Raw genomic sequence first — 11,466 nt, 5'->3', positions numbered from 1 at the left:
ACCATCCTGTCGGATCAGGAAAAGGGTGCAGGCGGCGAGATCCAGCTGACCGACGCCATGGCAAAGCTGATCGGGCAGCAGCCGTTCCACGGCTTCACCTTTGACGGCGAACGCTTCGACTGCGGCGACAAATTCGGCTTCATCCTCGCCAATCTCAGCCTCGGCCTAAACCATCCCGAAATCGGCAGCGCACTCAAATCCGCCGCCCAAGCACGGATCGGCCAATAATCGCGGCAGGCGGGCACGACCACGTCGCGCCCGCCTGGCCCGTCCTTATTCCTGCGGCAGCGCTTTCCACGCATCGACAAAGGCGCGGGCGCGCGCGCCGATTTCGTCGGGCGTCACGCCCGGCTTGTACAGCGCCGAGCCGATGCCGTACCCGTTCGCGCCGACACCATGCCATTGCGCCATCGTGTCCGGCGTCACGCCACCGACCACGAACAGCGGCATATCGGCAGGCAGCACCGCACGCTGCGCCTTCATCACCTGCGGACTCGCCGCTTCGGCAGGGAAGAGCTTCAGCCCGGCCGCCCCGGCATAAATCGCGGCAAAGGCTTCGCTGGGGGTGAAATAACCGGGAAGCGAGACCATCCCCGAATCCGCCGCCGTCGCAATCACCTCGACATCGGTATTGGGCGATACGATCAGTTTGCCGCCCGCATTCGCCACTGCGCGCACATCGCCGCTCTTTAGCACGGTGCCCGCGCCGATCAGCGCATCGTCGCCGAAGCGCCGCGCGATCCGTTCGATGCTGGTCAGCGGATCGGGCGAGTTGAGCGGCACTTCGATCATCGAAAAGCCGTTGTCGATCAACGCCCCGGTTATCGCCTCGACTTCATCGGGACGAACGCCGCGCAGGATCGCGACGAGCGGGCAGCGGGTCATGGCGGACTGAAGGTTCGAATTCGCGGTCATTGATGCTGCTCCCAGATATGGCTGATCCCGGCCGCGAATGCGGCATGGCTGTCGATGAGAAGGGCCTGCGCGCCCATATGTTCGATCGCCGCGCAATAGAGATCGCCCAGCCCCGGATCGGCGAGGACATATACGGTCTCTCCCGCGTGCAAGCCCTGTTCGCGGACATCGCTGCCGATCAGCAGACCGCTGGTATGCGCAGCGACATCCTCCTCCGCGCGCAGGCCAAGCAACACGCTCGCCCGCTCGCCGAACAGATCGCCGAGCAGCGCGCCGTCAGCCGATGCCGCAAGCCCTTCCTGAAACGCAGCCCCGCGTTTCACTTCACCGTTCAGAAAGTCGGCGAGCAGGCTGTGCTTGCGCAACAGCGCGAAAATCTCACCCGTCATCGTGGTGCGGAAGCTCGCAATCCGTCCGCCCGCCATGCGCGCCCATTTGCAATGGGTTCCCGGCTGACACAGCAGCGAATCCGCCGGTGCGAAACCAGCCGCCACTGCGCCGAGAAACTGCACCTCCTCGCCCCGCATCACATCGCCGCGCCCGCCCCCGACATGGCTTGCCCCGGCGACGATCGCGGTCCGCCCCGGCTCTACCCAGCATAGCGCGCCAGCGAGATCGTCGATCGATACCGGGCAGGCGCGATACCCCGCATCGGCCCAGCCGCGCACCGATCCGACCATGCCCGCACACAACATCGGCAGATCGCCGAACCGGGCGCGCAGCGCACGCGCCTCGGCCGCAAAACCGCCGGGCGCAATCGCGGTCAGCCCGCGATCATCGCGCTCGGTTCGCAGCACAGCACCGCCCTGCCCCATATGATAGGCACGGCGATTGGTCGTTCCCCAGTCCACCGCAATGAATTCGGCCATATAATCCCCTGCCCATCAGCGTTATGTTCGGCGATTACCGCCCTTATCGCGCCCTGCCTGTCTCAACGAGCTTGCATTTGCGCGTCAAGGTATATTTATACGATATAAACCAAAATAGTTGAGGAGTAAGGGCGATGGTTCTTGATCCGCTGGAAATGCGGCACTCGCTCGGTCGCAATCTGACGCACGGCATGCTCGATCATCTGGGCAAGCAGATCGTGATCGGCGCGTTCGAAAACACGCCCTTTCCCACCGAGGCCGAACTATCCAAGCAATTGGGGGTCAGCAGGTCGGTCACGCGCGAAGCGGTAAAGATGCTGACCGCCAAGGGGCTGCTCAGCGCGCGCCCGCGTCAGGGCACGCTGGTTCAGCCGGCGGCGAATTGGAATCTGTTCGATGCGGACGTGCTGCGCTGGTTGCTCGAGCGCAAATTCTCGATCGAACTGCTGTCCCAGTTCAACCAGCTCCGATCGGCCATCGAACCGGCAGCGGCGGCGCTGGCGGCAGAAAATGCGGATGACGAGGGGTTTCGCGCAATCGATGCCGGTTTTGCGCGCATGGTCGCGGCCGAAGCGGGCGAGGACGACACGCTGAGCGCCGATATCGCTTTTCACCTCGCCATTTTGCAGGCATCGGCCAATCCGTTCTTCGCCCAGTTTCGCGATGTGGTTGCAACCGCCCTGCGCACCTCGATCCGCTTCACCAACCGGATCAAGGGCCGTACGGCCGATCTGGACGCACATAAGGCGGTAAAGACTGCGATCGAGGCACGCGATGCAACAGCCGCGCGTGCGGCAATGGCGATGATCATCGGCGACGTAAACGATCTCATCACGCAGCATAGCGACGTCAGCACGGATCCCGGGCAAGACACGCAACCGGTGGCGTAAGAGACGGCGGGGGTGCCCGGCCCCGGCTATCCTGCCCTTGCCGCAATCACCGGTTCGCGCAGAGAAGTTCGCCGCTCGAACCATGGCGTCACGACAAGGTGCGGAATAGCAAGCGCCGCGATACCCGCGAACAGGCCGCGCACACCGCTTGAATCAAAGTGCAGCAGCAGCGCCGCTGCGAGTATCGTCACCACCACTGCGCCCACGGACACATAGGCGACCGACCGGAGGTACTCGGCGGTGCTGGCGCATCCCAGCCGATCGCGACGCAGCGCGGTTTGCGGCAGCGCGTGAAGGAGCAGGAAGCCCAGCGTAAAGCCGACCAGCGGCGGCAGAATCAGCAACGCCGCCATCCCTCCGGCTAGCCGCGCATCGCGCCGCCGCCATGCGAGGATCAGCAGCAGCGCCGAAGTCGCGCCGCCAGCCAGGGCAAAGAACATGGTATAATCCGGCGCCACCGACGACGCCCCCCCGGCAGTGTGTAACAATTCGGCATAGCCCGCGTGATGAAACGCGGCGGGTGCCGCAATCAGCGCCACGCCGCGCGCCACACGTTCGTACAGCGCGCCTTCCGGGGCATCCTCGATCCCGAAATGAATGGCGGAAGCGAGCAGAAACGCGGGCAACGCCATCGCCGGATCGGTTGACCACCATATCAAGGTGGCTATCGAAACCACTCCATAGGCGGCGAGAAACAGGGGCCGTCGCGCGGTATCGACTACCGCCAGATCACCGGCACCATGGACCATGCCCACAATGCCCATACCGAAAATGGCATAAGCGAGCTGAAATACCAGTGGCGCGGGAGCGGCCGCAACCGCCCCCGCAACCAGCAAGGCAATCAAACGGTTCACGCGCGCTCAGCATGAACCCGGAGGGCGTGATCGAGGTTCTTCGCCGCGTAAAAGGCGTAGATGACCTTCGCGACGATATCCATGACGACGATCGCCCAGACCGATGTGGTGTCGGTGATGATCTTCAACCCCTCCGGCCCGATCAGGAAAACGATCGGATACAGGAACCAGATCAGCATCAGGAAAGTGGCGTTCTTCTTGTAGGCGGCTCCGAGTTCGACGCCCCGCTCAACGGCCATGGCCCGCAGCGGAACCCAAAGCAGATACAGAACGCCGACGAACGCTACGCACGACCAGATATACCAGACCCACTTCGCCAGCGGGGTCTCGGAAAGCGCCGAGATCAGACCGGTAACGATCATCAGAACGTCGAGCGTGATGATGGAGGTAAGATAGCCACCGACTTCCCCGGTCCTGCCGCGTTCATGAAAAGCGGTCAGCACGAGGGTGGATAGCAGAATCGGCGTGGTCACTGACCAATCGGCATAGCGCGCGAGATAGGTAGCAGTCCCGGCATCGTTGACCAGCGTACCGACACCGAACGCCATGGCGAGATAGGCCGTAGCCGCGATGAAGGGGACGGCAGCATGCAACAGCGTGTGATGGCGGGACGGAGGCGATTTGTCGCCGGTTGCATAGATCGCCAATGACCCAAGCGACATGATCGTAAATGCGATCAGAAAGGCAGTTTGATGCATATACTCAACCTTCATCATCCCCGTTGGACCGGCGGTTTGCCGTGCCCTTCGGGGACGCTAACGGGAATTGTAACAAAAGGTTGCTGAGTTGATTGCCGCTTTTTCAGAACGCCTCGTCGCGTTATGCTAAACGCCGGCAGCACTGTTTTGCTAAAAATGGCTTGTTTTGGGCATGGTTTCGCCCGTTCGCGACAATCCGCTATGTGTATTGGAACAGTCAGTTTTTTTAAGCGCTCAGCCGAGCGAGAATTTTACCGGTACCAGAACCCAGGCTTCGATCGCCTTCCCCGCCTGTGTCGCGGCCACGAATTTCCAGCGCCTGACGGTCGAAAGCGCGGCATCGTCCAGCCGTTTGCTGCCACTGGTCCTGTCAACCTGAAGCGTTTTGGCGCTTCCATCAGGCGATACCAGAACGCGAAGCATCACGACGCCCTCTTCATGCGCCTTGCGCGATAGAAATGGGTAGCGCGGGGCAGGATTGTCCAGTTGCGCAGCGTCAAAGCTGGGCGGCGTCACAGGTGCCGGCGGTGCCGGTGGAGCGGGCGGGGCCGAGACCGTGACGGGGCTGAATATCGCCGGCTGGGTTTTCGGCGGCGTGCTAACCGTACGAATTGCTGGCGGCGGTTGCGGCGTTCGCACCAAAGGATCGGGCGCAACGACCGGAGCTTCCACCACTTGCGGCGCTGCATTTTGCGGCTGCGGCTCCGGCGGGATCGGCCGGGGCGGCGTGGGCGGAGCAACATCGAAGGTGGTTAGGTCGGCATGCGGTTCAGGCTGACGAAACTCCATTCGCGTCGTCAATACCGCCACACCAAGCGCAACATGGATGGCCGCAACAATCGCAATTGCGCGGCCATCCAGCGTACGCTGCCGATAGCGAGAACGTACCGTGGCACCGGCCACCTTCCCCATTACGGGGCGGCGTGTTGAAACGGTTTCGCGCAGCCGCGATCCCGTGTCGACGTGCGTGCCGTGACGGCCATCCTCAAGTGCGAGCAGCATGAGTCTTTTCCTACAGCGCCGAGCTATTGCGAGTCAATCGCATCCTATCGGCGCTGCTCCCTTTAATAGCTCGCGCTGAGCGTCAGCAACGCTTGCCGACCTGCCGCCGGAACGGCGAAGTGCGGATTGCGCAGCTTGGTGATGTACCGCTCATCGCCGACATTGCGGAGGTTCACCCGAACCGACAGCGCATCACTGATCCGATAAGCCGCATTGGCATCGAAGCGGACATAGCCGTCCGCGCGGATGAGATTGGCCGTATCGGCATAGCGTTTGGAAGCACCATAGGCACCGCCGCCGATCGTGATGCGCGGCGTGACGTCCCAGTTCACCGTAACAGCGACATTATGCTTCGGCGTATTGGGCAACGCGTTGCCGTCATTCTCTGACCCGTCGCGAAGGTCGCTATCGACAAGCGTATAGCCCGCGATAATCGACACCGGGCCGATCATTCCGGTCGCGCCCAGTTCAAAACCCTGCAACCGCGCCTTGTCAGCGATGAAGATCGGTCCGGCAATCGGATCATTCTCCTGGATATTGCCGCGCTCCGCCCGGAAGGCCGCTGCCGTCAGCAGCAATCCGCCGTTGAACAGCTCCATCTTGCCGCCGATTTCCCAGTTCTTCGTGGTCGACGGCTCGTAATAGGCGTTACCGGAACCGAGATTGTTCGATCCTTCACCGACATCGCTTCCCGGCGGGGTTTTGGAATTGGCGTAGGAGAAATAGAGCGAGCTCGCCTCGGTCGGCTTGAACAGGGCACCCGCCTGCCAGGTCCAGAAATCGGTTGAACTCTCCGCCGAGTATGAACCGCCGCGACCCGAACCGGAAGCTTTCACCGAATAGCTCGTCCAGCGCAGGCCGCCATTCAGCAGTAATTGCGGAACGATAGTGACCGTATCGAATGCATACAGGCTGTAATCCTCCGCACTCGCCCGATTGGGGGTAGCGCTGGGCGTAATCGAGCCGGCCCAGGGATCGTTCGGGTTCGGATTGTCGAGCGTGGTGCAATTATAGCTGGCAAGGCCTGCCGTTGCGCAATCGTCGCCGCTGCCCGCGCGGAAATTGCCGGTATCAACCGAATAATTGCGGTTGGTGCTGTCCGACACCGACAATTCACCGCCGAACGATACGCTGTGGCCGATACCGCCGGTATCGAACACGCCGGAGAAATTGGTGTTGCTGACGATACCTTCGTTCAGCGAGTTGCGGCTCTTGGTATTGCGCCAGACATAGCCATTGGCGACATTACCCGCGCTGTCGTCCGGGTTGGTCACGATATAATCGTTGCGGTTGTTCGAATAGCGCGTGGTGTTGGCCATGCCCCAGCCACCGCCAAGATCGGCGCGGAAAATGAACGATGCTGAATCGACGCGGGTCTTCTGGAAATCGCGGTCCTTCAGACCGTAGAAATTGTCATGATCGACATCGGCAGGCTCACGACGATCACCGGAAAGCTGCCCGCGCGACGTAAGCGGGATGCCGTAATCGGGCATCGCATCGGTTTCGTAATGATAATAAGCGAAAGTCGCGGTGATCGGGGTTCCGACGCCATAGGTGATCGACGGTGCGACGCCCCAGCGTTTGTCGAACACCGCATCGCGACCGGCGACATCCGCATTATGGTACATCGCCACCACGCGCGCGGCGAGTTTGTCCGCGATTTCCGTATTTACGTCACCGGTGACGCGATAAAAATTATCGGTTCCGATCGTGCCGCTTGCGTTCATCGACGTACCGGCATGTGCGGTTTTGGTGACGAGATTGATCGCACCGCCCGCAGATCCGCGCCCGTCCAGCGCAGAATTCGCGCCCTTGAACACTTCGATCCGCTCCAGCGCAAAGGTTTCGCGCGTCTGCGACCCGATATCGCGCGCGCCGTCGACAAAGGTCGAACCGGTGGCATCAACGCCGCGGATCAGTGGAATATCAGCGCTTGCTACGCCGCCCTCGCCTGCGCCCAGCGTAATGCCGGGAACGGTGCGCAGCGCGTCTTCCAGCGAGAAGGATGCAGTATCCTGAAGCACCTTGTCCGTGACGATATTGATTGTGCGCGGCGTGTCGAGCAGGGATGCCGTCGCCTTGGGCGAACTGATCGCATCGACCTTATACGCGTCCTCGTCGATGCCGGCGTCAGTAACGGTGACCCCCTGTAACTGCGTCGGATTCTTTTGCGCGTCCTGCGCATGCGCAGGTGCGGCAACCGACGCGACAAAGCCGACACATCCCAATGCAACGAAACCGGCAGAACGGCCGGTGGTGGCGCGAGCCATATTTCCCCCTTCGGTTACTGTAATTACTTTCGTCGCTATTGCGACTTGGTCGCAACGAGTCAATCTATAATGCGAATAATTCGCATAATGGTCAGATATCGGCCCAGCGACGCAGCAAATTATGGTACAGGCTGGTCAGTTCGATCACCGATCGGTCCTCTCCGCCTTTTTCAGCGCTCAGCCGCTGGATCGTCGTATCGAGACGGAAAAGCTGTTCGCGGGAGAAATCGTCGCGAACCATCGACTGCATCCAGAAGAAGCTGGCGACACGGCACCCGCGCGTGACCGGCGTGACCCGATGCACGCTGGATGAAGGATACAGAACCGCATGCCCCGCAGGCAGCTTCACGCGATGTTCGCCGAACAGATCTTCAACCACCAGCTCGCCGCCTTCATATAATTCCGGCTCTTCCAGAAACAGCGTGCAGGACAGGTCGGCCCGGATGCGAAACTCGGTTCCGGCAAGCGCACGGATCGAATTATCGACATGCGCGCCGAAGGTCTGCCCCTTGCCATAGCGGTTGAAGAGCGGCGGAAAGACATTGCGCGGCAATGCGCCTGCAATGAAAAGCGGCGTCCGGTTCAGCGCAGCGATAACCGCCTCCCCCGCCTGCCGTGCCGCGTCACTGCCCTGCGCCAGTTGCTCATTATTCTTGGCAAGGCGCGACTGATGGCCCGATGTTTCATTACCATCCACCCAGTCGCCTGCATCGATCAGCGCGCGCAGCGAGCGCACTTCATGCTTTGAAAGCACTTCGGGAATTTCGAGCATCATAGCATTTTTCTCCAGGCAGCGCTGGCATGGCCGGTACCGTCAGGGCCGGTCATATGCGCTGCAATTCCATGGGTGTCGGCAAACACAATGCCGTCCTTGACGCCCTTCACCATCAACACCGTCGCCAGCGCATCCGCCTGCATACAGCCGGGGTGCAGGACGGTTGCGGCGCGCGGACCATCCGCAACAGGGGCGCACGCCGCTGGCGACAGGGTATGCGACCAGTCGCGCGCGCCATTGCCGCCGCGCCGCCGGTGCCAGTCGCCCGATGTCGCGATCGACCAGCCTGTCAGCGCGATCCGGCTCGCCTCATGCAGCGCATCGGGCGCAGGTTCGACATCGCCCCACCATGGCTGATGGTCCGGCCTCACCCCGCTTGCGCGCAATTCGCCGCCAATTTCGACCAGGTGATGGGCAAAGCCCGCCTCTGTCAGCAACATGCTCGCCAGATCGACCGCAAATCCCTTCGCAATACCCGACAGATCGAGCATCAGATCGCCCGGCTGAAGGAGCGTTCGCGTCGAAGCGTCAAGAGCCAGTGCCTGCCAGCCCGGCCCCGCCGAAACGCGCTCAGGCGCCTGCAGGGGCGAAGCCGATGGGCCAAAGCCCCACGCATCGCTCACCGCGCCAAGTGTCGGGTCGAACGCGCCGTCGCTGATCCGCGCAATGGTAAGCGCGCAATCCATGACCTGCGCAAAGCCGCGCGACACGACCATACGCTCGCCCGCGCCAAGGCGATTGAACCGGCTGATTTCCGAATCCGGCTCCCACTGGCTCATTTCGGCGATCACCCGGTCCAGTGCGCGCGCCATTGTCTCGCGGGCCGCGACGATGCGTTCGGGATCGGTCAGCACCACGCGCAACCGCCAATCCGTTCCCATCGCCTGTCCCTGTGCGCAATGAACCGCGCCGCCGGCAATCGGGGTGAGCAGCGCAGGATCGCCCGACGATAGCGGCACGACAACGCTGCGCGCGCCCTCCCCCGTTTCAAACACCCGATTCAGCCCGGCAGGAATTCCAGAACGGCGGCATAGGACATGCGCGTGCCGCCTTTAGGAGCCTCTCGCCCGCCCCCGTTGGAGGTTTCGAGATAATACATGCCGGGGGCCGCCGCATTCAGCGTCGCGATGCCATCTGCGTCGGTCGTAATGTGCTGCATCGCTTCCTTGTCACGATATCGGGTGCCGCCCTGCACGAACTCGACGTCAAGGCCGGGTGCAGGCTTCCCGTCGATCAGGAAGCGCATCTTTGCCGCTTCGCCCGCAACAAGGTCATTGGGATGGGATACCGGCACCATTTCGATGCCTTTGCCCGTTGGTTTCAGCGCGGTTGTCGAAGGCGCGCCCAGCGTGACAAAGGTTTCCACCCGGCTTGCCACCGGCGTCAGCTGCACCTCGGTCGCGCCCGCCGGAATGCCGGTCTTCGCCGCTTCAGCCGATCCGCGCCAGCGCTTGCGTTCGCCATTCAGCATATAGCTGCCGAACACGCCGTTGCTCGCCAGCGCGATGCGATAGGTGCCCTGCGTATCCAGCGGGACGTCGAATACGCTGCGATACTTACCCGATCCGATGATCTTCGGCTGCACCGCTTTCCCATCAGGACCGGTTATGACCAGATCGTCGAGCGGCATCGCATGGTGATCGAAATAGAACAGGCCGTTCGCGATTGCGGCGTCGACCGATACGACCTCATGATCGCCGGACAGCACCGTCGCCGAAGGCAGCAGCCAGCGGCGATGCGCGCTTGCAGGTGCGATCAGCAACGCGATGGCCGGCAGTGCCAGCGCAACGCGCGACAAAGTGCGCTTGATTGTCATTTCTTCCTCCCGTTTGTCAGGGTTTGATCTGCAGCGTGACGGTGCCGAGTTCGCTGCTCCCGCTGGCCGAGCGGCTACCGGCAGCGCCCCAGCGGAACGGAATCGAAACAAGCTCGCGCCCGCCCACTTCGCGGGCGGCCTCGACCATCAGCGTATAATTGCCCGGTGCCAGTTTCGGCAGCGCGCGCGATCCTTCGGTAAAGCGCAGCACATGGCTCCCCGGTGCGCGCGTCGGCCCCGATACGCCATCGACGGGAAGCTTCAGCGATCGCCCCGAATGCCGCCACCAGGTGCGCAGATCGGGCAGCCATTTGGTCCCGTCCTCACGCCCGCGCCGGATCTGATACCAGTTGGCGAGGTTCGCGACGGTGTTTCCCTTCGCATCCTCAATCCACAGCGCGACATAGGGGCGGTGATATTCGGCAACGCGAAGCTGCGGAATATCCACCTTTACAGCCAGATCACCGGCAAGCGCCGGCGACGCGGCGATGCTGGTTCCGACAAGACAAAGGGTAAAACGCATCGGGCTTTTCTCAGACATGAGTGAACAGGATCAGGATGAGGAGCGGCAGCACCAGCCCCGCCCCGACCAGCGGCCATGTGGACTTGCGATGCCGCGCATGGAGCCAGAGGAGCAGAAATCCGGTTGCGGAAAAAATCACGCAGGCGACGGCGAAAATGTCGATGAACCACCGCCATGCAGCGCCGGTATCGCGCCCTTTGTGCAAATCGTTCAGCAACGCGATCCAGCCGCGATCGGTACGTTCATAATGCGCCGCACCGCTGGCACGATCGATCGTCATCCAGCCATCGCCGCCGGGGCGGGGCAGCGAGACATAGATTTCGCGATCCGACCATTCGGCGGGCCGCGCTGCAACATCTGCGTTCAGCGCATCGCCTGCCCATTGGGCCAGATCCTGCGGCAGCGGTTGATCGCCCTCGGTCGGCAGCGCGGGAAGGCGCACAGAAAGCGACTTCGGCAGCACCGCATCGCGCGTGCTGATTCGCGGTTCGGCGGCAATATCGGCTGCATGGTTCAGGGTGATGCCGGTGATTGCGAACAGGACCATGCCGATCAGGCAGATCGCGCTGCTCATCCAGTGCCACAGATGAAGCTGTTTCGCCCAGAATGGCGATACGCGGCGTTTGCGACGCGGAGCGGCGAGATCAGCCATTGCCGGGCCACTTGGCGTTTGTGAGAATCAGTCGCAAGAGCATCGAACTGTTCCTAACCGCTATTGCAATTGATAATCAACAATAAACCACAGCCCCGCATACACTGCGCAATTCGTCCCGTTTTGTTGCAGTGCAGCTATGGTTGGTTGACGGTGCTGCGTGATGGTGCAAGGCGTTTGCCGGGTTAATCGGGCGGAGAGA

Annotated in this window: 12 protein-coding genes and 1 pseudogene; 2 read left to right on the top strand and 11 right to left on the bottom strand. The window is 62.1% G+C overall.

Translation table 11 applies throughout. The annotated features are described in order from the left end of the window. Positions 1-228 (top strand): annotated as a pseudogene (locus EV664_RS18945) (UTP--glucose-1-phosphate uridylyltransferase); the annotation flags it as partial. 45 nt (positions 229-273) lie between these two features. Here the strand turns inward: EV664_RS18945 and EV664_RS18940 are convergent. Then, on the bottom strand, positions 274-915 hold the full coding sequence (locus EV664_RS18940) for a 2-dehydro-3-deoxy-6-phosphogalactonate aldolase (protein ID WP_133497213.1): 642 nt from the start codon (positions 913-915) through the stop codon (positions 274-276). After that, a complete protein-coding gene (locus tag EV664_RS18935) occupies positions 912-1,784 on the bottom strand; it encodes a 2-dehydro-3-deoxygalactonokinase (RefSeq protein ID WP_133497212.1) in 873 nt (290 codons plus the stop codon). Before EV664_RS18935 ends, EV664_RS18940 begins: the two co-directional genes overlap by 4 nt. Positions 1,785-1,918: 134 nt before the next feature. Between EV664_RS18935 and EV664_RS18930 the strand changes: the two genes are divergently transcribed. After that, on the top strand, positions 1,919-2,674 hold the full coding sequence (locus tag EV664_RS18930; RefSeq protein WP_133497211.1) for a FadR/GntR family transcriptional regulator: 756 nt from the start codon (positions 1,919-1,921) through the stop codon (positions 2,672-2,674). Positions 2,675-2,700: 26 nt separating this feature from the next. Here EV664_RS18930 and EV664_RS18925 read toward each other — a convergent pair whose 3' ends face one another. The 9 genes from EV664_RS18925 to EV664_RS18885 all read right to left on the bottom strand — a co-directional run bounded on the left by EV664_RS18925 (position 2,701) and on the right by EV664_RS18885 (position 11,264). Next, entirely contained in the window at positions 2,701-3,528 is an 828-nt protein-coding gene (locus tag EV664_RS18925) for a Brp/Blh family beta-carotene 15,15'-dioxygenase (protein ID WP_229668397.1), read from the bottom strand. Further along, entirely contained in the window at positions 3,525-4,226 is a 702-nt protein-coding gene (locus EV664_RS18920; protein WP_133497210.1) for a bacteriorhodopsin, read from the bottom strand. The genes EV664_RS18925 and EV664_RS18920 overlap by 4 nt, the downstream gene beginning before the upstream one ends. Positions 4,227-4,460: 234 nt before the next feature. Beyond that, complete coding sequence (locus EV664_RS18915; protein WP_229668396.1) at positions 4,461-5,228, bottom strand: energy transducer TonB; 768 nt, start codon at positions 5,226-5,228, stop codon at positions 4,461-4,463. 62 nt (positions 5,229-5,290) lie between these two features. Beyond that, positions 5,291-7,498 carry a TonB-dependent receptor gene (locus tag EV664_RS18910; protein WP_133497209.1) on the bottom strand — a complete coding sequence of 736 codons (2,208 nt, stop codon included), beginning with the start codon at positions 7,496-7,498 and terminating at the stop codon, positions 5,291-5,293. A gap of 91 nt (positions 7,499-7,589) precedes the next feature. Further along, positions 7,590-8,273: a Fe2+-dependent dioxygenase gene (locus tag EV664_RS18905; RefSeq protein ID WP_133497208.1), complete on the bottom strand. Its 684-nt coding sequence runs from the start codon at positions 8,271-8,273 to the stop codon at positions 7,590-7,592. Then, positions 8,270-9,268 carry an FAD:protein FMN transferase gene (locus tag EV664_RS18900; RefSeq protein WP_133497207.1) on the bottom strand — a complete coding sequence of 333 codons (999 nt, stop codon included), beginning with the start codon at positions 9,266-9,268 and terminating at the stop codon, positions 8,270-8,272. The genes EV664_RS18905 and EV664_RS18900 overlap by 4 nt, the downstream gene beginning before the upstream one ends. A 5-nt stretch (positions 9,269-9,273) precedes the next feature. Then, positions 9,274-10,089: a DUF4198 domain-containing protein gene (locus EV664_RS18895; protein WP_211338535.1), complete on the bottom strand. Its 816-nt coding sequence runs from the start codon at positions 10,087-10,089 to the stop codon at positions 9,274-9,276. Positions 10,090-10,105: 16 nt separating this feature from the next. Next, the gene (locus EV664_RS18890; RefSeq protein WP_133497206.1) at positions 10,106-10,612 is read right to left on the bottom strand and encodes a DUF2271 domain-containing protein; all 507 of its coding nucleotides are present in this window, start codon (positions 10,610-10,612) and stop codon (positions 10,106-10,108) included. A 10-nt stretch (positions 10,613-10,622) separates the two neighbouring features. Next, positions 10,623-11,264: a PepSY-associated TM helix domain-containing protein gene (locus EV664_RS18885; RefSeq protein ID WP_133497205.1), complete on the bottom strand. Its 642-nt coding sequence runs from the start codon at positions 11,262-11,264 to the stop codon at positions 10,623-10,625. Between the last annotated feature and the right edge of the window lie 202 nt (positions 11,265-11,466).

This window comes from Stakelama pacifica (genome assembly GCF_004361835.1).
GTDB classification, from domain to species: domain Bacteria; phylum Pseudomonadota; class Alphaproteobacteria; order Sphingomonadales; family Sphingomonadaceae; genus Sphingomonas; species Sphingomonas pacifica.
The sequence above is the reverse complement of the archived record's forward strand: the minus strand, read 5'-3'. Positions and strand labels throughout refer to the sequence as shown.

What these genes read in the sequence shown, in the direction of transcription:
- EV664_RS18940 (WP_133497213.1), bottom strand. Translation starts at nt 915, where the DNA reads ATGACCGCGAATTCGAACCTTCAGTCCGCCATGACCCGCTGCCCGCTC.
- EV664_RS18935 (WP_133497212.1), bottom strand. Translation starts at nt 1,784, where the DNA reads ATGGCCGAATTCATTGCGGTGGACTGGGGAACGACCAATCGCCGTGCC.
- EV664_RS18930 (WP_133497211.1), top strand. Translation starts at nt 1,919, where the DNA reads ATGGTTCTTGATCCGCTGGAAATGCGGCACTCGCTCGGTCGCAATCTG.
- EV664_RS18920 (WP_133497210.1), bottom strand. Translation starts at nt 4,226, where the DNA reads ATGCATCAAACTGCCTTTCTGATCGCATTTACGATCATGTCGCTTGGG.
- EV664_RS18915 (WP_229668396.1), bottom strand. Translation starts at nt 5,228, where the DNA reads ATGCTGCTCGCACTTGAGGATGGCCGTCACGGCACGCACGTCGACACG.
- EV664_RS18910 (WP_133497209.1), bottom strand. Translation starts at nt 7,498, where the DNA reads ATGGCTCGCGCCACCACCGGCCGTTCTGCCGGTTTCGTTGCATTGGGA.
- EV664_RS18905 (WP_133497208.1), bottom strand. Translation starts at nt 8,273, where the DNA reads ATGATGCTCGAAATTCCCGAAGTGCTTTCAAAGCATGAAGTGCGCTCG.
- EV664_RS18895 (WP_211338535.1), bottom strand. Translation starts at nt 10,089, where the DNA reads ATGACAATCAAGCGCACTTTGTCGCGCGTTGCGCTGGCACTGCCGGCC.
- EV664_RS18890 (WP_133497206.1), bottom strand. Translation starts at nt 10,612, where the DNA reads ATGCGTTTTACCCTTTGTCTTGTCGGAACCAGCATCGCCGCGTCGCCG.
- EV664_RS18885 (WP_133497205.1), bottom strand. Translation starts at nt 11,264, where the DNA reads ATGGCTGATCTCGCCGCTCCGCGTCGCAAACGCCGCGTATCGCCATTC.